This is a genomic window from Edaphobacter modestus, assembly GCF_004217555.1.
Lineage (GTDB): Bacteria > Acidobacteriota > Terriglobia > Terriglobales > Acidobacteriaceae > Edaphobacter > Edaphobacter modestus.
Map to the genome: position 1 here is coordinate 4,289,100 of NZ_SHKW01000001.1, position 23,536 is coordinate 4,312,635.

Genomic DNA, 23,536 nt, shown 5'->3' on the forward strand with positions numbered 1-23,536 from the left:
GGACATGGGGCGAACCTGCTCGAAGCTAAAGGTCTCTTGTGAGACGAGCTTGCAGGATTTAGGTTGTTGCAAGAAAAGGGTCTCCTTTAGGCCTTGGATCGGCGGACGTGGCCCCCATTGCCAACCACAGGATATGAGGCCTATATTCGACACGCCATAAGTAGTCACGAAACGGTTCGATGGCAACGGCCCTCCTCGTATCCTCGAAACGTGAACCGTTTCATAACTCGTTTTCATTCAGCATCTCTCATCCAGGACGCAACCGTCCTGGGTAGAGTCGCTCGAATGAGAACGTTTCTCGGTCCATCCAATTCGCCATTATCGACGGACTTGAAACCTGTAGCGCCATTCAAGTCCGGCTCCGGAATTGCGATATGGGCCAGGAAATAGGAGTATGTTATGAACCTGACAACAGAACAACGTGATCAAATCGCTGACGAAGTGAAGAGATTCGCATCGGATCTGAAACTCACCTCTGATCAGCAGGAGAAATTGCAAACTGCTTTCCAAAATGCCAGAGGAAAGTTGGGCGATTACATGCAAGAACATCCAAATGTCACGAGGGCCGAGATCGTCAAAGAAGTGACAAGCCATAGGGAGCAGATTCGCCAGCGTGTGGTGAACTTCCTCAATCCAGACCAACTTAAAAAGTGGGATACCGAGGTCGGGAAGGCGAAGCAATTTCTCGGCCAACAGATGGGAACGGCATAAGCATCTCTCTTGAAGCTCGGTGGCGACGGTCCACTTCTGCTCGCCACCGAACTCCATCGAAGCGTCATAGACCCGATGTCAGGCTCTTAGTCCAGCTACAGAGGGATACTCGAGGATTCAATTGGTGGACCCTGATTTAAGCATTCTTGCTTAAAAGAAACTCGTTTCCACGAGCCCGAGTTGAGGTCCTATCCGTATACCATGGTTGCCGTGCGAATCCACTTATCCCTCACTCTTGCTCTTCTTACATCTCTGGCGTCTGCCCAACAAGTCACCTTGCCTCTTTGGCCCAAGGGTGCGCCTGAACCTTACCAGGGTGCTCCCGAAACCGATATCACCAAACCGGCAGATCGGCTTGTCGACGGCAGGCCCCTCGCGCATCTCACGAATATCAGCAAGCCGACGCTGGACTTTTATCCCGCGCCCGCTGCCCACAACACCGGTGCCACCGTCGTCGTCTTTCCCGGCGGAGGATACCGCATCCTGGCCTACGATCTCGAAGGCACCGAAGTCTGCACCTGGCTCAACTCCATCGGAGTCAACTGTGCTCTCGCCCAATACCGCGTTCCCATGGAGAAGCGTTACCCTGACGATCCCTCTGACCTCGAAGACGCCCAGCAGGCCATGCGCATCACCCGTGCCCACGCGGCTGAGTGGCATCTCGAACCCAATCGCGTCGGCGTCCTGGGATTTTCTGCCGGAGCCCACCTTGTGGTCGTCCTCGGCAACCATCCTGATTTCAAGCGCGCCAATGAGCCTACCGGCGAGGCTTCCGTCAGCGCACGTCCCGACTTCGTCGTCGCCATCTATCCCGGCTATCTCGTCGAACCTCCCGCGCACACTCAGCTTTCGCGCGGCATCGATCCGGGCGAAAACACCCCTCCCACCTTTCTGCTTCAGGCCGAAGACGATCCGGTCCACGAAGAGAATGTCCTGGTCTACTTCCAGGCCCTCAAGCAGCTCAAGGTTCCTGCCGAGCTTCACGTCTACTCCGAAGGAGGCCACGGCTACGGCCTTCGTCCCTCGCCGCTTCCGATCTCCCACTGGCCCTCGCTCGTCGAAACCTGGCTGAACACAATTCATATACTCGGGCCGGCCGGTAAGATAAATGAAAAGGCCATCCTGAACCGGCAATGAAAAAGACTCTCCGCACTCTCGCCCAGTTTCTGCTCTTTCTGGTTATCTTTGCGGTCGGCAGCTTCCTGCATCCGTTCAATCTGCACTGGGCCACCACAACTCTGGCTCCCGGGGCCACGCGTTACTTCATCCCCGATGGCCTCCTCGTCGCTGTCGGAGTCTTTCTCGCCATCATCGTCGTTCAAGCCCTTCGCCGCCGCATGTGCGACACCACTTGGACCGTCCTGGCCTTTCTCCTCGCGATCGCAACCGGCTACGCCCTCAAGCTAGGCTTCATCACTCAGGACTTCTAGAACGTCATCAAACCTTATGTCTTCCGTTACTCACCCGACCGACGAACTCTTCGCTCTTCTCAGCGAAGCCCAGCATCAGCTCGATGCAGGCTTCTCCGATCTTCCGCCTGCACCATCTCCCGCTCTCGGTAAAGAGGCGGCCGCCATTCTCAAAGAGGCGGCCACGCGCCTTCACGACAACTATCCTTACGCGCATCCGCTCTACGCCGGGCAGATGCTCAAGCCGCCACACCCCATTGCCCGCGCGGCCTACGCTCTCACGATGTCGGTCAATCCCAACAATCATGCTCTCGACGGCGGGCGCGCCAGCTCTGCCATGGAGCTCGAAACCGTAGCCGAGCTCGCGAAGATGTTCGGCTTTCCCCAGCATCTTGGCCACCTCTCCTCCAGCGGAACCTTCGCCAATCTCGAGGCCCTGTGGGTCTCCGGGCAAACTCTACCGGGCCGCGGTATCGCTGCCTCCGACCAGGCCCACTACACGCACACTCGCATCAGCGGAGTTCTCGGCCTTCCTTTCGTCGAAATTCCTTCCGATCGCACCGGCCGGATGGACATGGCCGCGCTCGAACAGGCTCTCCGCTCCAGCGATATCGGCACGGTCGTCGCCACCCTGGGCACCACTGCGGTTGGAGCCGTCGATCCGCTCCCGCAGATTCTCGAGCTCCAGAAAAAGTACAACTTCCGCATCCACATCGACTCCGCATATGGCGGTTACTTCACACTCGCCGGCAACCTCGGCCCCGAGGCCCGAGCCGCCTTCGACCTTATCCCCCAGGCCGACTCGATCGTCGTCGATCCGCACAAGCACGGCCTCCAGCCCTACGGCTGCGGCGCCGTTCTCTTCCGCGACCCGACCGTCGGCCGGTTCTACAAGCATGACTCTCCCTTCACCTACTTCTCTTCGAAGGAGCTCCACCTCGGCGAGATCTCCCTCGAATGCTCGCGTGCCGGGGCCTCCGCCGTAGCTCTCTGGGCCACCCAGCGCCTGCTTCCGTACACCCGAGACGGGGAGTTCGCCAGAAATATCAGCACCGGCCGCGAAGCTGCTCTCGAGTTCAATCGGCGTATCGCCGCAGAACCCCGCTTCCTCGCCCCCAATGTCCTGCCCCAGCTCGACATCGTCTTCTACGCCGTCCGCAGCCCCGAACAGACCCCCGAAGCCTCCTCCGCTCTCGCGAAACGGGTCTTTGACGAGGCCGCGCGCCTCAATCTGCATCTCGCGCTTGCCAGCCTGCCGCTCCGGTTTTTCCCCTCGGAGGCGTTTCCCGGCCACACCGAGGGTCATGTCACCTGTCTGCGTTCGGTCATGATGAAGCCCGAACATCTCGCATGGCTCGACGAGATCTGGCAGCGTCTCGATCAGGCGTCATCCCCGGTCGCGAGCAGTTTTTAGAGTATTTTCCAGATTCTCCTGCGCCTCGACATCTTCACCTCGTCGAACGGTCGCATAAAGGGAAAGCAAAGGTGGATACTGAAAAGACTGCACTTCCGCCGAAATACAAGAGGCGTCCCTCGAAACTGTTCCATCTTGGGAAACCTGTCAATCCCCCGGAGGAATCAGACTGAATGACCCTGTCTTGCACAGGTTAGGTATACCGGTTTGATAAACTTCGACCAAACCCGTCTGAAATCGCCGTTTCGGCGCTATTGCGACGCGAACCGGATTTTCGGACGATCCGGTATCATGCCTCCGGTTAAATGAGGACTAACGCCGCAATGAGCATTCCCAAGACTTCCCCTCTCGCCGACTTCGATCTCTCCAACCGCACCATCGCGTACTTCTCCATGGAGATCGCCCTTTCCCCCCAGATTCCAACCTATAGTGGGGGACTCGGCATGCTCGCCGGTGACACACTGCGTTCCGCAGCAGATACATCGGCTCCCATGATCGCCATCTCCCTGGTCTACCGTCGTGGCTATTTTCGGCAGCAGCTCAACGACGTCGGCCAGCAGACCGAGGCGGATGTTCCATGGTCTCCCGAGGACCTCCCCTCTGCCGGTCCCACCGTTACCCTCGTCTTGCAGGATCGCCAGGTCCAGCTCCGAGCGTGGCGCTACGACGTTACCGGAACCACCGGCCACATCGTCCCTGTCTTTCTCCTCGACAGCGACATTGAGGGCAACGATCCGTGGGATCGCAAGCTCACCGATCACCTTTATGGTGGAGACACCTACTATCGTCTCTGCCAGGAGGCAATTCTCGGACTTGGCGGCATCGCGCTCCTTCAGGCCCTCAGGGTTCGACCCGAGGTGTATCACATGAACGAGGGCCACGCATCGCTGCTCACCCTTGGGCTGCTCGAAGAGCACCTCGGCAGCCGGCCTCTCAGCGAAGCCACCGATGCCGATCGCGAGGCCATCCGCCGGCAGTGCGTCTTTACCACCCATACTCCTGTCCCTGCAGGGCACGACCAGTTCGGCGTGGACCAGATGAACCAGGTCCTCGGCCCTAATCGCGGCGCCGCAATCGAGGCCGCGGGCGGTCTTCATAACGGCCTGCTCAATATGACCTATCTGGCCCTCTGCCTCTCCCGTTACGTCAACGGCGTGGCCATGCAGCACGGCAAGGTCTCCCAATACATGTTTCCGGAGTACAAGGTCCACTCCATTACCAACGGCGTTCATGCCGCTACGTGGATGTCCCCCGCCTTTCAGGAACTCTTCGACTCCGAGATCCCGGACTGGCGAACCGACAATCGCTACTTCCGCTCCATCTATGGCATCGATCCGGCCCGCATCTCTGCCTGTCACGTCAAAAGCAAGCAGCGCCTCTTCGCCTGGCTCGCCCGTCGTACCGGTCATTACTTCAACCCCTCGGTCCTTACGCTCGGTTTTGCGCGCCGCGTCGCCACTTACAAACGTGCCGGGCTCCTCCTTCAGGATCCCGAACGACTCTGCTCCCTGGCTGAAAAGATCGGCGGTCTTCAGATTCTGTACGCGGGCAAGGCTCACCCCGCCGACAATGCCGCGAAGGCTCTCATCCGTGATGTATTCGCCGCAGCCGTCAAGCTCAACTCTGAGTTTCTGAAGATCTATTACATCGAAAATTACGACTGGGAGCTGGGAGCTCTTCTTACCCAGGGCGTCGATGTCTGGGTGAACACTCCGCGACGGCCCTATGAAGCATCCGGCACCTCAGGCATGAAGGCCGCATTGAATGGTGTCCCTTCGCTCTCTATCCTCGACGGATGGTGGATCGAGGGCCACGCCGAGAACACCACCGGCTGGGCCATCGAGAACGGCGAAACCGAGGAGACGGAAGCCAACAACCTCTACAACAAACTTGAAAAAGTGATCGCCCCGTTCTGGGCCAATCCAAACGCCTGGGCTAGGCTCCAGCAGCACTGCATCGGAATCAACGGAACCTTCTTCAATACGCAGCGGATGCTCGGCCAGTACTTCTCGAACGCCTACTTCCCCTCCGGCCCCAGCAGGTTCCAACAGGAACGTTTGGCAGACTCGGAGGAGGAATTCGGTTTGAGCGAGACGGCCTTTGTGCCGGTGAATAAGGCGTAGGGGATCTTACAAAAGCGGCGTTTCGAACGGAGTCTCCTGCCAGACAGAGGCTCCGTTTTCGCCGCACTGCCAGCAACTACGGCTAGTCTCCGGCAACAGTCTGTGCTCTTCCGATTGGCTTTCTCTTGTTCGCCGGAATCATCTTTTGGAACCGCATCCGAAGCCGATCGAAGAACAGGTAGACGACTGGAGTTGTGAACAACGTCAGGCACTGGGAGACGATAAGTCCGCCCACAATGGTGATGCCGAGAGGTCTCCGCAGTTCGCTGCCCGTTCCTTGTCCCAGGGCAAGTGGCAGTCCGCCAAGCAGTGCCGCCATCGTCGTCATCATGATCGGACGGAAGCGCAGCAGGCAGGCCTGGTAGATCGCCTCCTTCGGTGTCTTCCCCTCCAGCCTCTCGGCTGCCAGCGCGAAGTCGATCATCATGATGGCGTTCTTCTTCACAATACCGATCAGAAGAATGATGCCGATCATCGCAATCACGCTCAGCTCCACCTTGAACAGCAGCAGGGCAACAATCGCTCCTACCCCGGCTGAGGGAAGGGTCGAAAGAATCGTGAGCGGATGGATGAAGCTCTCATACAGCATTCCAAGCACAATATAGACGGCTACCAGGGCCAGCAGTATCAGTACCGGTTCGCTCGACAGCGAATCCTGGAAGGCCTGTGCCGTGCCTTGGAAGCCACCACGGATCATCGAAGGCATGCCGATATTCACGCGCGCCTGTTCTATCGCGACAGTAGCCTGGCTCAGGGAGATCCCGGGAGTCAGATTGAAGCTCAGCGTAGTCGCCGGAGACTGCGACTGGTGGTTCACCGTCAACGGAATCCGCTGTGCCTCAAAGTGAGTAATCGCCGACAGCGGAATCATCGCGCCGGTCGTGCTCTTTACATAAATATTCTTCAGGGAATCCGGATTGCGCTGATACTCCGGCGCAACCTCCATCACCACGTGATATTGATTCAGAGGACGATAGGTCGTCGAAACCTGCCTCTGCCCGAACGCATCCGAGAGCGTTGCATCAATCGTCAGCGGCGACACGCCAAGGCGCGAAGCCGTATCGCGATCGATCACAAGCTGTGCCCGAAGACCCTGATCCTGCTGGTCCGTGGCAACGTCCTTCAGTTCAGGCAGCTTCTGCATGGCCTCCATCAGCTTTGGAGACCACTCGTCCAGATCCTTCAGGTTGTCTGCCGTCAGCGAGTACTGATACTGCGTCGCCGTTCCTCGTCCCCCGATACGGAGCTCCTGATTCGATTGCAGGTAGAGAGTCGCGCCGGGAATTCCCGCCGCCTTCGATCGAAGGCGGTTGATGATCACATCCGCCGTGTCTCCTCGCGCAATCCGCTCATCGTCTGACTTCAGGGAGACGAACATGTTGCCATTGTTCGATCCTCCGCCACCCGGTCCTCCGCCACCCACGAAGGACATCACGTTCTCGACCCCGGGATCCTGCTGAACAATCGCCGCCAGTTGAGCAACCTTTGGCTTCATTGCATCGAACGAGACATCCTGCTGTCCTCGGATCATGCCGCCGATTCGTCCCGTATCCTGCTGCGGGAAAAATCCCTTCGGAATCAGAATATAGAGATAGATATTGAGGAGGAAGGTCACGATCGTGATCGCGAGCACGAGTCCCTGATGCTGAAGCACCCACTGCAGGCCGCGTTCGTACTCTCCGGTAAGCCATGTCAGGGCCTGCTCTCCCCAGCGGTAGAAACGTCCGTGCTTGCGCTTCCCGTGCGATACCAGAAACTTCGCGCTCAGCATCGGAGTCGTCGACAGCGAAACCACCAGCGAAACCATAATCGCGGCCGACAAGGTCACCGCGAACTCGCGGAACAATCTGCCAACGATCCCGCCCATCAACAGGATGGGAATGAACACCGCGATCAGCGACGTGCTCATCGAGATCACCGTAAAGCCGATCTCGCGCGAGCCGTCCATCGCTGCCTGGAAAGGCGACTTGCCGCTCTCCAGATGGCGAGAGATGTTTTCGATCACAACGATCGCGTCATCCACTACGAATCCGGTCGAGATCGTCAGCGCCATCAGGCTCAGGTTATCCAGCGTGTAGCCCAGCAGGTACATGATTCCGCAGGTACCCAGCAGGCTCAGTGGAACCGAAACGCTGGGAATCAGCGTCGCGGGAATCTCCCGCAGGAAAACGAAGACGACCAGAATGACCAGCAGGACCGAGATAATGAGCGTCCGCGTCACATCTTTAATAGAGGCGCGGATCGTCGTCGTCCGGTCCAAAGCTACATTGAGCTGCACCGCGGGAGGAATGTCGGCCCGCAGCGAAGGCAGCAGCTTTAGAACATTGTCCACCGTTTCAATGACATTCGCCGTCGACGTCTTGAAGACGATCACAAGAATCGCTGGTTTGCCGTTGAAGAAGCCACCTGTACGGATATCCTCGACCGAATCCACCACCTGCGCGACATCCTGAATACGCACAATTCCATGTGCTGCCGCGGCAGGGCTCGCGCTCGAGGTCGCAGGCTGGGTTGTGGAGGTGGACGTGACGGTGGACGACGGCGAGTTATTGACGGCATCCTGCAGCGAAACGGGAAGCCCGTTTGTGGCTGCGGCTGAACTCACCGGGCCGCGGTCCGTTGCGACGATCAGGGGAGCATAGGCCGCGGCCCCAAACAGCTGGTCGGTCGTGCTGATGCTCCATCGCCGCGTCTCATTCTGCAGATAGCCCTTCGGCTGGTTGACGTTGATAGTTCCAATCGCCGCGCGCAAGGCCTCCAGACCCAGGCCATAGTTCGCGAGTTGCGTGGGATTGGCCTCGATCCGGACCGCAGGCTTCGCGCTGCCGCCGCAGAAGGTCTGTCCCACGCCTTCCACCTGGGCGATCTTCTGGGCCAGGATGCTGTCACAGGCATCGTAGATCTGCGGGACCGAGAGCGTATCCGACGTCAACGCCAGGATCAGGATAGGAGAATCTGCAGGGTTGATCTTTCGGTACGAAGGGTTCTGCGGAAGATTCGAGGGCAATTGGCTGCGCGCGGCATTGATCGCCGCCTGCACATCGCGCGCTGCCCCGTTGATGTCGCGGCTTAAATCGAACTGCAGCACGATCGAGCCATTTCCCAGCCCGGAGCTGGAGGTCATCTCGTTGATGCCGGCAATCCTGGCAAACTGCCGTTCCAGCGGAGTGACGATGGCCGAGGCGACCGTCTCCGGATCCGCGCCCGGAAGCCCCGCACCAATCGAGATGGTGGGGAACTCAACCTGGGGCAGGCTCGCCACCGGAAGCATCTTGTAGGCTACGATGCCCGCAAGGATGATCGCGATCGACAGCAGCGTCGTCGCCACCGGCCGCTTGATGAAGGGCGCGGAGAAATGGACTCCGCCCGCCGCCGGCATCTTCGCCGCATCTTTGCGGGCCTTCTCCAGGTCTCGATCTTCGTTGCGGTTTTCCATCAGTCCGCACTCACCGCGTGTTCGTGCTCGCGAAACTCCGCATCGGCCTCAGCGGTATGCAGATACTTCCGCCCGATCCGGTCAAAGAACAGGTATACGACCGGGGTCGTATACAACGTCAGAATCTGGGAGACGATCAGGCCACCGACGATTGCGATGCCAAGCGGACGCCGCAGCTCGCTGCCGGTTCCAGTGCCCATCGCCAGCGGAACGCCGCCCAGCAGCGCCGCCATAGTCGTCATCATGATCGGGCGAAAACGCAGCAGGCACGCCTGATAGATCGCTTCTTCAGGCTCCATGTGGTGCTCCCGCTCGGCTTCAAGAGCGAAGTCGATCATCATGATCGCGTTCTTCTTCACAATGCCGATCAGAAGAATGATGCCGATCAGCGCAATCACGCTCAGATTCACATGAAACAGCAGCAGAGCCAGGATCGCCCCGACACCCGCAGACGGTAGAGTGGAGAGAATCGTGATCGGGTGAATGTAGCTCTCATACAACACGCCCAGCACGATATAGACGACGATCAGCGCCGCCAGGATCAGAATAGGCTCGTTGCTAAGAGACGCTACAAAGGCGCGGGCCGTTCCCTGGAACTCCGCCTTCACACTCGGAGGCAGATTCATCTCCGCCTTCGCTTTATTGACCGCCTCAACCGCGTCGCCAATCGACTTCCCGGGAGCGAGGTTGAACGAGATCGTCACGGCAGGGAACTGACCCTGGTGATTGATCGCCAACGTTGTGGCACGCTCCTCAAAATGGGTGAAGGTCGAGAGCGGCACCTGGGTGCCATTCGAGCTTTTGACGTAAATATTGTCCAGAGACCGTGGATTGAGCTGGAAGTGCGGAGCGACTTCGAGCACCACGTGATACTGATTCAGCTGCGTAAAGATCGTCGAGACCTGCCGCTGAGCGAACGCATCGTCCAGGGTGTCATCGATATTCTGTGGCGTGATCCCAAGCCTCGACGCGGTGTCGCGATCGATAACAAGGTGAGCCTCAAGCCCTTCCAGCTGCTGGTCGTCTGCAACGTCGGTCAGCTCGGGAAGCTGCTTGAGCTTCTCCACCATACGGTCTGTAATCACCGCTAGCTCGTCTGCGTTCGCATCCTCCAGCGTGTACTGGTACTGCGTGCGGCTCACGCGGTCTTCCACGGTCAGGTCCTGCAGCGGTTGCAGGAAGCACTCGATCCCTTCCACCTGTCTCAGCTTGGGACCCAGCCGCTGAATGACCTCGGTCGCAGAGTCCGATCGTTGCTCGCGGTCGCGAAGATTGATCTGGATGCGTCCGCTGTTCATCGTCGAGTTGGTGCCGTCGATGCCGATGAACGAAGAGACACTCTCCACATCGGGATCCTCAAGGATCACCTTCGCCAGGTGCTGCTGTCGTATGCTCATCGCCTGAAAGCTGATCGTCTGCGGCGCTTCGGTAATTCCCAGCAGAACCCCGGTATCCTGCACTGGGAAGAATCCCTTCGGCACGATGATGTAAAGGTAGATCGTCAGCAGGAAGGTTGCCAGCGTCACCAGCAGCGTCAGTGTCTGGTGACGAAGCACCCAGCGCACACCGACCCCGTACTTCGCAATCACGTACTCAAAGAACTGATCGCTCTTGTGGTAGAAGGCGCTCTGCTCGCTCGCCGGCTTGTGGCGGAGCAGTTTGGCGCACATCATCGGTGTCAGGGTCAGAGAGACGACTGCGGAGACAAGAATCGTAACCGATAGCGTCACGGCGAACTCGCGGAAGAGTCTGCCGACAATATCGCCCATAAACAGCAGCGGAATCAGCACGGCAATCAGCGAGATGGTCAGCGAAAGAATCGTGAAGCCGATCTGCTCGGAACCCTTGAGCGCCGCCTCCAGAGGATCGTCGCCCTCCTCCAGGTAGCGGGAGATGTTCTCGATCATGACGATGGCATCGTCCACCACGAATCCGGTCGAGATCGTCAGCGCCATCAGGCTCAGGTTGTTAAGGCTGTACCCCAGCAGGTACATCACCCCGAACGTACCGATGATCGACAACGGAACCGCGATCGACGGGATGATCGTTGCCGCCACGGACCGAAGGAAGAGGAAGATCACCATCACGACCAGCGCGATGGTCAGCATCAGCTCGAACTGTACGTCCTTGACCGACGCCCGGATCGTGTTGGTTCGATCGGTCAACACCTCCAGCGTCACACTGGCCGGAAGCGTCGCCCGCAGCTGCGGCAGAAGCTTCTGCACCTCGTCGACGACGCCAATAATATTGGCTCCCGGCTGACGCTGAATATTGACGATGACGGCGGGCTTCAGCTCAAGCTCTCGGGCGGGAATCTCCTTCCCGTTCGCATCCTTGCCCGCGGGCCGGGCGGAGGTTCCCATCCATGCCGCCTGGTACAGATTCTCCGCGCTGTCGACGGCGTTCGCCACATCCGACAGCCGCACCGGCGACCCGTTGCGATAAGCAATGATCACCTTGGCGTAATCTGCGCTCGAAAGCAGCTGATCGTTTGCCCCGATCGTGTAGGCCTGGTGCGTACCGTTCAGGTTTCCCTTGGCCTGATCGACGTTTGCCGTTCCCAGCGCCGTTCGCAGATCTTCAAGGCTCAGCCCGTAGTTGGCCATCGCCATCGGGTTCGCCTGGATCCGGACCGCCGGCTTCTGTCCGCCGTTGATCGAAACGAGACCGACGCCCGTCAGCTGCGAGATCTTCTGCGCCAGCACCGTATCGGCCAGGTCTTCCACCTTCACCAGGGGAAGCGTTTCACTCGACAAAGCGAGAGTCAGGATGGGCGCGTCCGCCGGATTGACCTTGCTGTAAACCGGCGGATTCGGAAGGTCCTCCGGCAGATAGCTGAAAGCCGCGTTGATGGCAGCCTGGACGTCCTGCTGCGCAATGTCGATGGACTCCGAAAGATCGAACTGCAACGTAATCACGCTGCCGCCACCCGAGCTTGTCGAGGTCATCTGGGTCAGCCCCGGAATCTGCCCGAACTGGCGCTCCAGTGGAGCCGTCACCGACGATGCCATCACCTCCGGACTTGCGCCCGGATAGAACGTCATCACCTGGATCGTCGGGTAATCCACCTGCGGCAGCGCCGAAACCGGAAGCTGAAGGTAAGCAACCCACCCGGCAAGCAAAATGGCCACCATCAAAAGCGAGGTGGCCACCGGCCGGAGAATAAATGGCCGTGACGGGCTCATGGCTGCTGACCTCCCGAGCGTCCCTGCGGCTGTTGCGTGCTGCCTTTATCATCAGATCCAACGCCCGTAGCGGCGCGGTTCGGATTCACCGCGCGCGGCCCGTTCGGGTTGCTGGACTGACGCGGAATCACCCGGCTGCCGTTGCGAAGCTTCTCCTGCCCGTCCACGACGATTGGATCGCCCGGATTCACACCGCTGGAAAGGATCACCTGCGCGCCTTCCGTCAGGTCGACCTTCACGGGCTGAGCCACCACGTAGAAGGTCGGCTGATTCTGCGCCGGTCCGGCTCCACTGGCGACGCGGCCTGCCTTGCCCTGCCGCTGGCCCGCGGCTGGAGGCGCCGGCTGTAGCTCTGCCGGGGGATCGCCTGGTTTCACCAGGTACACATAATTACCCTGCGAACCGCTGAGCAGCGCCGCCGACGGAATCACAATCGCGTTTGGCCTCTGCTGGAGCACCAGCCGAACGTTGACGAACTGATTTGGAAACAATGCGCCGTCCTTGTTATCAAAGACAGCCTTCACCTTCACCGTTCCGGTGGTGGTGTCGATCTGGTTATCGACCGTGAGCACGCTTCCCGTCGCAAGATGGGTCGCTCCCGAGCGGTCATAGGCCTCTACCGCCAGCTTCTTGCCCTTGCGGATAAGGTCAAGAACCTCGGGAAGATGATCCTCCGGAAGCGTGAAGATGACGGCGATCGGTTCCAGCTGCGTAACCACAAGAAGCCCGTTCGTGTCCGAGGCGTGAACGATGTTGCCGGGATCCACCTGCCGCAGTCCCACCACACCATTAATAGGAGAGGTGATCTTCGTGTAGTTCACGTTGACCTTCGCCGCCTGGATCGCGGCCTGATCCTGCAGGATCGCTCCCGCGGACTGGCCGGCCAGGGCCTCCTGGGCCTGTGCCGCCTCGTGGGAGACGACGCCTGCTTCAAACAGCGCACGGTAGCGGTTGGATTGTGCCTGGTCGTTGGCATGCTGCGCTTGGTCCCGGGCCAGTTGCCCCTGCGCCTGGGCCAGCGTCGCCTGGTAGGGCGCCGGATCGATCTCCGCCAGCAAGTCCCCCTGTCTTACCCGTTGCCCCTCGCGCACGTTCACCCGGTTCAGCTGCCCGTCTACCCGCGACTTGAGCGTCACCGTGTTGTAACCCGTCACCGTGCCAAGCGCCGTCAGGTAAATCGGCATGGTCTTCTGCTGAACTTTAACCGTCTGGACCGGAGTGGGCCGATCCAGCATCGCCGCCATCTTTTGTCCCTGAGCCGTCTGCTCTTCGGTGTTCTTGCGTATCTTCCAGATCGCGGCTCCTACGACCAGGACGATTGCCAGCATGATGATCCACTTCCTGAAGCCCGAGCGCTGTGGCGGCTCTGGTTCGGGAAGCGGGGGATGCGGCTTATGGGCAGACAAAGCCGGCTTGGTCTCGTGTTCGCTGATCGGGGCTGATGACATTGGCGCGCTCACCGTGCTCTCAAAAATGCTTATGCAGATTGTGAAGAAATATTCAAAACGGAGCCCTGCGGGATGCTGCAGAGCCTTCAGAATAATTAATAGCGTTCAGATTAAATAATAATGACGTAGAAGGGGAACCGAATGTTTCGACTCCTTCGCGCATTAACAATCGAACCTCTTCGTTATCGCCTTTTTAGGCCGGTAATCGGCCTAGCTGAAGGAAGGACTCGACTTTGCCCAATCTCAGCCTCGACTCCGCTGTCCTGCCCGCACTGTGCGTCGACCTTGATGGCACACTGGTTAAGTCCGATACGCTTGTCGATTCGGCCCTTGCCCTCGCGCGGTACCGGCCAGCCATGCTCCTCAAAATCCCGCGCTGGCTCCTCCAGGGTAAGGCGGCACTCAAGCGCCATATCACCTCTGCTGTCTCCTTAGACGTCGCTCACCTGCCTTATAACCGTGAGCTTCTGCAATTTCTTGAGCAGCAGCACGCCGAGGGACGGCCAATCTACCTGGCCACCGCAGCCGATTCCGCTCTAGCCAAAAGGGTTGCCGAACATCTCGGCCTCTTCGACGGCGTTCTCGCCTCCGACGGAATCCTCAACCTCGCAGGACCAAACAAGCTCGCTGCCTTCCGCCAGACCTTCGGCGATAACTTCTGCTATATCGGAAACGCCCTCGCCGACCTTCCGCTACTCGAAAACTGCCAGCACCCCATGGTCGCGAATCCTACCCGTGGACTCAGCGCCGCGCTCCGCAAAGCCCGCATTACCCCCGCTCGCACCTTCACCGAAAAGGTCTCGCCTGCCAGGGCGTGGTTGAAGGCCATCCGGATCCATCAATGGGCGAAAAACGTTCTGCTCTTTCTGCCCATGTTGCTCGGCCACGCCTTGAAGCCCGCACTCGTGCTAGCCTCCCTGCTGGCGTTTCTCTCCTTCGGCCTCTGCGCATCCGCAACTTACATCGTCAACGATCTGCTGGACATCGAGGCCGACCGGCAGCATCCCCGCAAGCGTCGTCGTCCCTTTGCCTCGGGCGACCTCTCCGCGATAACCGGCGTCGGCGTCCTCATCGCCTTTCTCATCGCCTCCGTGGCGATCGCCATCGCGCTCCCTCAGGTGCTCGAACACGTCCAGCCTGCACTTGCCCTCAGGCGGCCTTATCGCTTCCTTGTCTGGTTGGGAATCTACGCCGTCACTACGCTGGCCTATTCGCTGCGCTTGAAACGGGCGGTCCTGGTCGATGTCATCGTTCTCTCCGGCCTCTATACCATCCGGATTCTCGCCGGCTCCGCTGCTACCGGCATCGAGGCCTCCACCTGGCTTGGCAGCTTCAGCATCTTCTTCTTTCTCTCCCTGGCTTTCGTCAAGCGCTTCGCCGAACTCGAAAACCTGCGCGAGCGGGGAGGAGAGGTCGCCAAGGGCCGCGGCTATCACATCAGCGATCTGGAGCAGCTTCGCAGCTTTGGCTCTGCCTCCGGCTACGTCTCGGTAGCCGTGCTCACGCTCTACATCTCCAATCTCGACGCGGCCCAGCTCTATACCCATACCAAGCGCCTATGGCTGCTCATTCCCGTCCTTTTGCTCTGGATCAGCCGCCTCTGGCTCAAGGCCTCCCGGGGCGAATTGGATGAGGATCCCGTCGTCTATGCCATCACCGACAGCCGCAGCCTGCTGCTCGGTGTACTCGTTCTGGCGATCGTGCTGTCGGCTCTCTAGCCGGCAGTATCCGCACACAACCGTCGTCATCCTGAGCGGAGCGAAGAATCTCAGTATCTCTTTGCAGCAGGATCGGATGTCCCCATCCCTCCATGCACTCTCATTGCAACCAACGGAGATAGAAACGACAACCCGGACCGGGAGAAACATTTATCCTGTAGCTCGAGCCATGACCGAGAACATCCCCCAGCTGACCAGCTACGACCCGTCCTCCCTCGATGCCGCCTTCGCGACCCTCGCCGATGAGGTCCGGGAGCAGACAGCCTCCTTCACAAACTCCGAGGCGCAGGAGGCCTTCCGGCTTCACTGGCTCGGCCGCAAGCAGGGACGCCTCAAGCTGATCTCCGATGCCTGGCTCAAGTCCGCGCCCGCCGAGGCGCGCAAACCCCTCGGTATCCGTTTCAACCAGCTCAAGCAGCAGATCGAACAGGCTCTCGAGACTCCTACCGCATCGGCCTCAGCTGTTGCGGTCGAGGGCATCGACATCTCCCTCCCCGGCCTCGTTCGACGGCCCGGAATCCCGCACCCGCTACTGAACACCATGCACGAAGTCGTGCGGGTCTTCCACCATCTCGGCTACTCCACCAACCTTGGTCCCCAGGTGGAAAGCGATTTCTACAACTTCGAGGCACTCAACTTTCCGCAGAACCACCCCGCGCGCGATACCCAGGACACCCTCCAGATCGCAGGCCAGCAGGCCCGTCCCTCCCGCGACCGCCTTCTCATGCGCACCCACACCTCGCCCGTGCAGATCCGCACCATGATCGCGCAGGCTCCGCCGGTCCGCATCGTCATCCCCGGCAAGGTCCATCGCAACGACGCCGCCGACGCCACGCACTCGCCCATCTTCCATCAGATCGAAGGCCTCTGCGTCGACACCAACATCACCTTCTCCGACCTCAAGGGCACGCTCGATCACGCCATGAAGGCGCTCTTCGGCTCAGCGGTCAAGACGCGATTCTTCCCCAGCTTCTTCCCCTTCACCGAGCCCTCGGCCGATGTGCAGATCAGCTGCATCTTCTGCGGAGGCTCAGGCTGTCGCAAGTGCAAGCACTCCGGCTGGATCGAGCTGCTTGGTTGCGGCATGGTCGATCCAGCGGTCTTCGCCTCCGTCACCGAGGAGCGCCGCAAGCTCGACCCCGCCGACGATGCCTACAACCCGGAAAAGATCTCCGGTTTCGCCTTCGGCATGGGCGTCGAGCGTATCGCCATGATGCTGCACGGCGTCTCCGACATCGGCCAGTTCTACTCAGGAGACATGCGCTTCCTCGAACAGTTCGCCTGACCTCTCCGTCCCGCGCTGTGTCGATCTCTCAGGATCTTGAGCCTTCGAAACAGATGAGGTCTCAGAGGAGACCGAAGCGTGTCGCCACCGGCAAAGAGGACACATAGGCCACGAGTAAGGCAAACGAGCCACCCACAACAATGACAAACGAGCCATCAGTAGCAATGAAAACGTGTCATCCTGAGCGAGCGAAGCGAGTCGAAGGACCTGCGGTTCTCTCGAACCGCCTCCAGTCTTCCTGAAGCCGAAGAACGGAAGAAGACGTGACACGTTTCACAGCGGGTCACCAATTAGCGCAAGCTATCGCGCAGGCTCTCGAGATTCTGCGGATGCACGCGGATCATGCCCCTGCGCGGGCTGTCGATATCCGAAATCAGGAAGAACGAGATCGACACCACCAACGGCAGCACGATCAGCAGCTTCGTCTGCATCTGCCTCGCTCCATAACCGAGCATCCAGTTGGCAAAGAGGGCGATCAGGAACATCAATCCCCACGCCCCCTCCGGAATCCGGTTCCACCAGGCAGCCTGTGTGTACCCCTGGGAGTTGAGAACGTCATTCATGCCGCCGGCGGCAAGCGCTAGAACCGGTGTAGGCTGCGCAACCGCGGAATGCGCGACGGCTGCCCAAAGTTCTCCCTGCACCGCTGCGGTATCCGTGTCGATCTTTTTGAGCTCATCCCGATCGCGTGTCTCATAGAACGCGATGCGCAGGTCCGTGTATCTCCGCAGCAGCTCGCGAACCCGTACTGCCTCCGGCGCCGGAAGCAGATCTGCGCGAACATACTCGGTCCCAATCGCGTTGGCCTCCGCCTCTTCGTAGATCTTGCGCTGGTCGTATCGGCCGATCGCCATCGAGAAGCTGAACCCGATGATCAGCCCCAGCAGGGTGAGCGTAGCCCCCTGCACCACCCCGAAGTCCGCCCGGCTTTCTTCTTCCAGCTTCGCCTTCCGGCCCATCCGGCCACCGATCCAGGCCGCCAGCCAGAGCAGGAGAAAGGAGAACAGGAAGACCAGTCGCGGATACCTGAACAGCAACATCATGAATTCCTTTCGCTGACACTTTCACCTGGCCCAAACCCATCGCTGTTCTGCGGCGATCGCCTCAGCCCCTGTCCCGGTTCACGCCCAGAAATCCAATCAGCATCTGGATCAGCGCCAGCGCCAGCGCGCCCAGAAACGCTGCCTTGAAGCTCGTCACCGCAAACCCCGGAACAAACTTGCTCGAGAACCACAAGACGATCGCGTTGATCACCAGGAAGAACAACCCGAACGTGATGATCCCCAGGGGCAACGTGATGAACTTCAGCAGCAACCCCAGCGTCGCGTTGAAGAGCCCGATCACCACCACCGCAATCAGTGCCGAGAGGAATCCACTGATCTCGAATCCCTGTACGAAGTGAGAGACAACCAGCAGAGCCACGGCATTCAGAATCCAGTGCAACAACCAGCGCATGTTTCCCCCTTACTCTTCAACGAGTTCGTCTTTTTCTTTTCCGTCAGAGAAGCATACCCGACGCCATTGCCGGTCACCATTTAAACTTTGCAGGCGCGCCAGCGGGCCTAAACTGTCTCCATGGGCAAACAGTTCGTCTCCATCGAGCCCGTTCACCGCGAGTTCATCGAACGGCAGCACATCTTCTTCAACGCCTCCGCCGCCTCCGGAGGCAGAGTCAACCTCTCTCCTCGCGATTGCGCCTCGCTTCGCATCCTCGATCCGAACACCGTCGTGTATCTCGACCTCACCGGCAGCGGCAACGAGACCGCCGCGCACCTGCTCGCCGACGGCCGCCTGACGCTGATGTTCTGCGCCTTCGAAGGTGCCCCGCTCATTCTCCGCATCTATGGACACGGCCGCGTTCTTCCGCGCCGCGGCCCCGAGTACGCCGCGCTCCTCGCCTCGCACTACGACAACGCGGAACCGCCCGGTGCCCGACAGATGATCCACCTCACCGTCGAATCCGTCCAGACCTCCTGCGGCATGAACGTGCCCCTCTACGACCACGTCGGTGAGCGCGAGCAGCTGCATCGCTGGGCCAAGGCCAAGGGCGAAGCTGCGCTTGAAGACTACCGCCGCCAGAAGAACACCTGCAGTATCGATGGTCTCCCTACAGGACTCGTCTAGACGTTACTACTTGGCAAGATGATGGTCGTAGCTGATCGCCCTCGTGATCTTCCACGTCCCATCTTTGTACTGCCAGAGATGAATGAACTTGCCCTCGCCAACCACACCGTGGTCCTGCTTCCAAGGATGCGTAAATTGGTGCGTCCCCATCTCCACCGCGCCGTAGCCCTTCATCGGGTGTACCTCGAGGGTCTTCGCCACTAGCACCCGCTGCGTCGTCCCGCAGATATTGTTTTTGATACTCTCCGTCAGGGCTTTGCTCCCGAGAGTCACCCCTCCCTGATCGTGGTAAAACTCCACGTCCTCTGTAAAGAACGACTGGAACTTCTCAAGGTCGCAGGTGTTGTACGCATCGAACAGTTGCTTATCGAGCACCGTGATCGCACGCGTGAGCTCGGCTTCTGTCTTGATGGAATCCAGGGAAGGGACCGCCTGCGCGTTCAGCGGAACAGATAAGCCAGCTGCCAAGACAAGGGTTGCTGCGGCAGAGAATCTACCCATGGGGACAATCTCCTTGAAGAACATCCCCTGATACGCGAGTCTCGCGCAAAAGGTTCCTGCTGCGGCGAGCGATCCCGCGCCGTGTCGTCTAGTTCCTTGCTCCCTCGACCAGCTTCGGAAGCCTCCGGTTGTGGGTCGCCTGTTCATAGGCGTAGGCATACCCCAGCAGGTCCCCATCCCTCCAGCGGACACCCGAGATCTCCAGCCCAAACGGAAGTCCATTGGCATAGAAGCCACCCGGCACCGAGACCGCCGGCACTCCAATCCGGTTCACCCATCCTGTCTCGCTGTAGGGACCAGCCTTCGAGGCCCCGGGCACCGTCTCGTCATAAGTGGGAATCTGCAGGGCCGGATACACGAAGCCGTCCAGCTTCCAGCGCTTTCGGGCTTCTTCATACTGATCGAGCGCCTTGCGCTGAGGCCCGTAATAATTCGCCTCGGCCTCTGGATCGCTCTCAAGCAGCCGCTGCGGCATCACGTCCTTGCCCGTCTTCGTGCCGCCGATCATATAAGCAGGGAACTTGTCCCCTGTCGCCTTCTCATACTCGGCCACCGAGTGGTACTGCGGAGGTCCGAAGTCGCGCAGAAAGTTATCCACTCCCTCCCTCCGATAGGGTCGCGTGTTCACCGACCGCACCGCCACGAAGAAGCTCTCCGGCAGAATCTCCTTGTCGATGACGACGGTCGCCCCTGCGGCCTTCAGTTGCTCTACCGCCTTCATAAACGCCGCACGCGTCTCCGGCGACACTGCTCCATGATTCGCAGGAGCATCCGGCTCTTTGCCATAAACACTCGGCGAACCTTCCAGCACAAACCACGGCACCCCAAACCGCTTGCCCTTCAGGGCGTTCTTCTTCAGATATCCCGTATAGGGCCTCGCCTCAGCCTTCTTCGTCGCGCCTTCCGTCCATTTGTCCAGCGGATCTTCGGCCTGCATCACCTCGAGCGCAATGGCCGCACTGGTCACATCCCGCGCCAGCGGCCCGGTGTTGTCCCGCAGCCAGTCCAGCGGTTGAATCCCCGCAATGCTGGTCAGCCCGCGCGTCGGCAGAAATCCCACCAGGCTGTTGTTCGCTGCCGGCTGCCGGATCGAGTTCGCCGTATCCGTCCCTGTACCCAAGACAGCGAAGTTCGCCGCCAGCCCCGTCGCCGTCCCTCCCGACGATCCCCCGGGCGAGTACCGCACGTCGTACGCATCGCCGGTCCTGCCCCCGGCCGTGCTGAGATTCGTGTCGCTCGCCGCGAAGTCCGGCATATTCGTCTGGCCCAGAATCACGGCGCCTGCCTGCCTCAGCTGCGTCACCACCGCGGCATCGCGCGGTGCCACCAACTCCTCGCCAGACTTCAGATAACCCTCCCACCCCGCGCTTGTCACCAGGCCCTTCACGCTCGTGTTCGCCTTGATCAGTACCGGCACGCCCCACAGCCTGCCGTGCTTCGTCCCCCTGGGCTCCGCATCCTCCTCCGCGGCCCGGCGCAGCGCTCCCTCCCGATCCACATGCAGCATGGCCCGATACGTTCCGTCATAGCGTCCGATCCGGTCCAGATACCACTCGGTCACCTGGGTCACGGTGTACTTGCGGGCAGCATAGAAAGCCTCCAGCTTCGGCACCTCGATCTCCATGAGATCGCGATCCATCGTGGCGCCCGGGGTTCCAGCAGCAGCCCGAGCCGTCAGGGTGGTCGAACCCGCCAGAACCGCTATCGCACACACCACGCGTATCCAGTTGCCTCGCCTCATCCATTCCTCCACAGGACCGTATCTTTCGTATCTTTGAGCATCACCCTATCAGAGGGCTGTCTCCCCCGCGAGGCACTACCGCAGCATTTAGACTGGAAGCTGTTCATCATGAAAGTTCTCACAAGCTGGCTGCGCCACTACCTTCCTACCCTCACCGTCACCGACCGGCAGCTCGCCGACGACCTCACCCTGCGCGGCATCGCCGTCGAAGGCGTGCACCCGCTGGGCGAAGGCAACGGCCACAGCGGTGAGACAAACGGTCACGGCAGTGAGACAAACGGCCACCTCTTCGAGATGGACATCACCACCAACCGCGTCGACGCGATGAACCACTACGGCATCGTCCGCGAAGCCGCGACCATCTACAATCTCTCCCTCGAGCCGCTGCACCCGAAGCTCCCCATCGGCACACTCGTCGATGAGCCCTTTTCCGTTCGCATCGACCCCTCCGCCCGTGGCCTCTGCGGACGCTTCACCGCGCAGGTCCTGCGCAACATCACCGTCGCGCCCAGCTCCGGCCTAGTCGCCGACTACTTCACCCTCCTCGGCCAGAAGCAGATCTCCAACGCCGTCGACGCCTCCAACTTCGTCCTCCTCGGCATGGGACATCCCACCCACGCCTTCGACCTCGACAAGATCGAGGGCGGCATCGTCGTCCGCCTCGCCCGCAAGGGCGAAAAGCTCCGTCTGCTCGACGGAACCGAGCGCACCCTCGAGGCCGACGACCTCGTCATCGCCGACGAAAAGAAGGCTCTCGGCCTCGCCGGAGTCATGGGTGGCTGGGACTCCATGATCACCCCCGAGACGAAGAACATCCTCGTCGAGGCCGCATGGTTCGATCCCGCCAGCGTCCGCCGCAGCTCGCGCCGCCATCTGCTGCACACCGACGCCAGCCATCGCTTCGAGCGCGGCGCCGACTTCAACGCCGCACCCCTCGCCAACGCCCTCGTCTCCCAGCTCATCCTTCAGAGCGGAGGCTCCATCGAAGGCGAGCTCATCGACCTCGTCGATCCCGAAGTCGCCGCGCGTACATCCACTCGTCCACCAATCGAGCTCTCCGCCCGCCAGGTCCAACGCCACCTCGGCACCACAATCGATGCCGATGGCCTCACCGGCGAGATCGTCTCCCGTTTCCTCACCTCCCTCGGCTGCGAGCTTCTCCTTCACGGCATCGACGTCTACTCCGTCAAGCTGCCCTCCTGGCGTCTCGATCTCGAGCGCGAGATCGATCTCATCGAAGAGGTCGCCCGCGTCTACGGCTACAACCGCTTCGCCAACACCCTGCCCACCGCGCTTCCCGTCACAGAATCTCCCTCGGCAGCCGCAGAGCGGACCGTCCGCCAGCGCCTGCTAGAGCTCGGCTTCAGCGAGGCCGTCTCCAGCACCTTCGCCGGCAACGCCGACGCCGCGCTCTTCTACGAATCGAACCCCGCAAGGCCCGCAGAGAATAGAACCGTCCCCATGGAGAACCCTCTCTCCGAAGAGGCCTCGCTCCTCCGCCCCTCGCTCGTGCCCGGCATGCTCACCATGCTCTCGCACAACCTCAACCGCGATGTCCGCGAGGTTCGCCTCTTCGAGCAGGGACAGGTCTTCACCGGCACCGCCGCACCCGACGCCGCCTACATCGCGGAGGTCCACGAGACCCCGCAGCTCTCCCTCGGCATCACCACGGCCTCGCCCTCCGAGAGCCGCCTCTATCCCGCAGCCGACGCTCCCATCTTCGAGCTCAAGGGCGTCATCGAATCGCTCGTCTCGCGCTTCACCCCGCCCGGAGGAGCCTCCGCCCTCACCTTTACCGCGACTGGCGCTCCCGCATGGCTTGAGCCCGGCCGCTCTGCCGTTGCGTTGCTCGACAACCAGCCCCTGGCCAGCTTCGGAGAGCTCTCCACAACCGAGCGCGAAGCCCGCAAGCTGCGTCAGCCCGTCTACCTCGCGCAACTCGATCTCGCACAGCTCCACGCCCTCCCGCTCAGACGAGTCACGGCGCACGAGCTCTCCCGTTTCCAGGCCGTCGAGCGCGACTTCTCCTTCGTGCTTCCCGACGCCGTCCAGTTCCACACCATCGCCGCCACCGTCGATGCTCTCGCCATCTCCGAGCTGCAGAGCCGCAAGCCCGTCGAGATCTGGCGTGACGCGAAGAAGTACCCCGGCGTCTACTCACTCCTGCTGCGCACCGTCTTCCAGTCGCACGACCGCACCCTGCGCGACGAAGAGCTCACCACATGGTCCAGCCGCATCATCGACGCGCTCACCGCACTCGGAGGAACCCTCCGCGCCTGAGCGCAAATTCTCCATTCCCCAAAGAGCCGTCATTCTGATCCATCGGCGAAGAATCTCAGTATTTCTGGTTGGACGTCAGATTAAATTTGAACCCATAAACCTGCATTCAATCGCCAGGATCGAAATTGCCGATATCCCCGTTTACGCACACTAAAAAGCAA

General features: G+C 60.4%; 16 protein-coding genes. 9 read left to right on the forward strand and 7 right to left on the reverse strand.

The genetic code is table 11. The features are described from left to right. The first annotated feature begins 399 nt into the window (after positions 1 to 399). From BDD14_RS18225 to glgP, 5 genes are all read left to right on the forward strand, one after another. On the forward strand, positions 400 to 711 hold the full coding sequence (locus BDD14_RS18225) for a hypothetical protein (protein ID WP_130420053.1): 312 nt from the start codon (positions 400 to 402) through the stop codon (positions 709 to 711). Between the two features lie 180 nt (positions 712 to 891). Beyond that, positions 892 to 1,848 carry an alpha/beta hydrolase gene (locus BDD14_RS18230; RefSeq protein WP_242618039.1) on the forward strand — a complete coding sequence of 319 codons (957 nt, stop codon included), beginning with the start codon at positions 892 to 894 and terminating at the stop codon, positions 1,846 to 1,848. After that, the gene (locus tag BDD14_RS18235; protein ID WP_130420054.1) at positions 1,845 to 2,141 is read left to right on the forward strand and encodes a hypothetical protein; all 297 of its coding nucleotides are present in this window, start codon (positions 1,845 to 1,847) and stop codon (positions 2,139 to 2,141) included. Before BDD14_RS18230 ends, BDD14_RS18235 begins: the two co-directional genes overlap by 4 nt. 16 nt (positions 2,142 to 2,157) lie before the next feature. Beyond that, positions 2,158 to 3,534 carry a pyridoxal phosphate-dependent decarboxylase family protein gene (locus BDD14_RS18240; RefSeq protein WP_130420055.1) on the forward strand — a complete coding sequence of 459 codons (1,377 nt, stop codon included), beginning with the start codon at positions 2,158 to 2,160 and terminating at the stop codon, positions 3,532 to 3,534. A gap of 323 nt (positions 3,535 to 3,857) precedes the next feature. Then, positions 3,858 to 5,657 (forward strand): alpha-glucan family phosphorylase, encoded by a 1,800-nt coding sequence (glgP, locus tag BDD14_RS18245; protein WP_130420056.1) that lies wholly within the window; start codon positions 3,858 to 3,860, stop codon positions 5,655 to 5,657. Positions 5,658 to 5,739: 82 nt separating this feature from the next. Here the strand turns inward: glgP and BDD14_RS18250 are convergent, their stop codons facing one another. From BDD14_RS18250 to BDD14_RS18260, 3 genes are read right to left on the reverse strand one after another with little or no spacing between them, the layout of a single operon-like run. Beyond that, positions 5,740 to 9,036, reverse strand: a complete 3,297-nt coding sequence (locus tag BDD14_RS18250; RefSeq protein ID WP_130423324.1) for an efflux RND transporter permease subunit — start codon at positions 9,034 to 9,036, stop codon at positions 5,740 to 5,742. 56 nt (positions 9,037 to 9,092) lie between these two features. Then, positions 9,093 to 12,278 (reverse strand): multidrug efflux RND transporter permease subunit, encoded by a 3,186-nt coding sequence (locus BDD14_RS18255; protein ID WP_130420057.1) that lies wholly within the window; start codon positions 12,276 to 12,278, stop codon positions 9,093 to 9,095. Next, the gene (locus BDD14_RS18260; RefSeq protein WP_130420058.1) at positions 12,275 to 13,726 is read right to left on the reverse strand and encodes an efflux RND transporter periplasmic adaptor subunit; all 1,452 of its coding nucleotides are present in this window, start codon (positions 13,724 to 13,726) and stop codon (positions 12,275 to 12,277) included. Before BDD14_RS18260 ends, BDD14_RS18255 begins: the two co-directional genes overlap by 4 nt. 233 nt (positions 13,727 to 13,959) lie before the next feature. Here BDD14_RS18260 and BDD14_RS18265 point away from each other — a divergent pair, with 233 nt between their 5' ends. Next, positions 13,960 to 15,444, forward strand: a complete 1,485-nt coding sequence (locus BDD14_RS18265; RefSeq protein WP_130420059.1) for a UbiA family prenyltransferase — start codon at positions 13,960 to 13,962, stop codon at positions 15,442 to 15,444. Positions 15,445 to 15,613: 169 nt separating this feature from the next. Further along, entirely contained in the window at positions 15,614 to 16,729 is a 1,116-nt protein-coding gene (gene pheS, locus BDD14_RS18270) for a phenylalanine--tRNA ligase subunit alpha (RefSeq protein ID WP_130420060.1), read from the forward strand. A 290-nt stretch (positions 16,730 to 17,019) separates the two neighbouring features. Here pheS and BDD14_RS18275 read toward each other — a convergent pair whose 3' ends face one another. Further along, on the reverse strand, positions 17,020 to 17,772 hold the full coding sequence (locus BDD14_RS18275; protein WP_130420061.1) for a bestrophin-like domain: 753 nt from the start codon (positions 17,770 to 17,772) through the stop codon (positions 17,020 to 17,022). Positions 17,773 to 17,833: 61 nt separating this feature from the next. Then, positions 17,834 to 18,184 (reverse strand): phage holin family protein, encoded by a 351-nt coding sequence (locus tag BDD14_RS18280; RefSeq protein WP_130420062.1) that lies wholly within the window; start codon positions 18,182 to 18,184, stop codon positions 17,834 to 17,836. Between the two features lie 120 nt (positions 18,185 to 18,304). Between BDD14_RS18280 and BDD14_RS18285 the strand changes: the two genes are divergently transcribed. Then, complete coding sequence (locus tag BDD14_RS18285; RefSeq protein WP_130420063.1) at positions 18,305 to 18,853, forward strand: pyridoxamine 5'-phosphate oxidase family protein; 549 nt, start codon at positions 18,305 to 18,307, stop codon at positions 18,851 to 18,853. A gap of 6 nt (positions 18,854 to 18,859) precedes the next feature. On the opposite strand, the gene BDD14_RS18290 is transcribed toward BDD14_RS18285, so the two are convergent. Together BDD14_RS18290 and BDD14_RS18295 are read right to left on the reverse strand one after the other, a co-directional pair. Then, positions 18,860 to 19,354, reverse strand: coding sequence for a nuclear transport factor 2 family protein (locus tag BDD14_RS18290; RefSeq protein WP_130420064.1), 495 nt, complete (start codon positions 19,352 to 19,354; stop codon positions 18,860 to 18,862). 88 nt (positions 19,355 to 19,442) lie between these two features. After that, positions 19,443 to 21,095: an amidase gene (locus BDD14_RS18295; protein ID WP_242618040.1), complete on the reverse strand. Its 1,653-nt coding sequence runs from the start codon at positions 21,093 to 21,095 to the stop codon at positions 19,443 to 19,445. A 108-nt stretch (positions 21,096 to 21,203) separates the two neighbouring features. Between BDD14_RS18295 and pheT the strand changes: the two genes are divergently transcribed. After that, the gene (gene pheT / locus BDD14_RS18300) at positions 21,204 to 23,375 is read left to right on the forward strand and encodes a phenylalanine--tRNA ligase subunit beta (protein WP_130420065.1); all 2,172 of its coding nucleotides are present in this window, start codon (positions 21,204 to 21,206) and stop codon (positions 23,373 to 23,375) included. Positions 23,376 to 23,536: the final 161 nt, after the last annotated feature.

Excerpts from the sequence above, each read along its gene's own strand:
- BDD14_RS18225 (WP_130420053.1), top strand. The coding sequence starts at position 400 with ATGAACCTGACAACAGAACAACGTGATCAAATCGCTGACGAAGTGAAG.
- BDD14_RS18235 (WP_130420054.1), top strand. The coding sequence starts at position 1,845 with ATGAAAAAGACTCTCCGCACTCTCGCCCAGTTTCTGCTCTTTCTGGTT.
- BDD14_RS18240 (WP_130420055.1), top strand. The coding sequence starts at position 2,158 with ATGTCTTCCGTTACTCACCCGACCGACGAACTCTTCGCTCTTCTCAGC.
- glgP (WP_130420056.1), top strand. The coding sequence starts at position 3,858 with ATGAGCATTCCCAAGACTTCCCCTCTCGCCGACTTCGATCTCTCCAAC.
- BDD14_RS18250 (WP_130423324.1), bottom strand. The coding sequence starts at position 9,036 with ATGCCGGCGGCGGGCGGAGTCCATTTCTCCGCGCCCTTCATCAAGCGG.
- BDD14_RS18255 (WP_130420057.1), bottom strand. The coding sequence starts at position 12,278 with ATGAGCCCGTCACGGCCATTTATTCTCCGGCCGGTGGCCACCTCGCTT.
- BDD14_RS18260 (WP_130420058.1), bottom strand. The coding sequence starts at position 13,726 with ATGTCATCAGCCCCGATCAGCGAACACGAGACCAAGCCGGCTTTGTCT.
- pheS (WP_130420060.1), top strand. The coding sequence starts at position 15,614 with ATGACCGAGAACATCCCCCAGCTGACCAGCTACGACCCGTCCTCCCTC.
- BDD14_RS18275 (WP_130420061.1), bottom strand. The coding sequence starts at position 17,772 with ATGATGTTGCTGTTCAGGTATCCGCGACTGGTCTTCCTGTTCTCCTTT.
- BDD14_RS18280 (WP_130420062.1), bottom strand. The coding sequence starts at position 18,184 with ATGCGCTGGTTGTTGCACTGGATTCTGAATGCCGTGGCTCTGCTGGTT.
- BDD14_RS18285 (WP_130420063.1), top strand. The coding sequence starts at position 18,305 with ATGGGCAAACAGTTCGTCTCCATCGAGCCCGTTCACCGCGAGTTCATC.
- BDD14_RS18290 (WP_130420064.1), bottom strand. The coding sequence starts at position 19,354 with ATGGGTAGATTCTCTGCCGCAGCAACCCTTGTCTTGGCAGCTGGCTTA.
- BDD14_RS18295 (WP_242618040.1), bottom strand. The coding sequence starts at position 21,095 with ATGAGGCGAGGCAACTGGATACGCGTGGTGTGTGCGATAGCGGTTCTG.
- pheT (WP_130420065.1), top strand. The coding sequence starts at position 21,204 with ATGAAAGTTCTCACAAGCTGGCTGCGCCACTACCTTCCTACCCTCACC.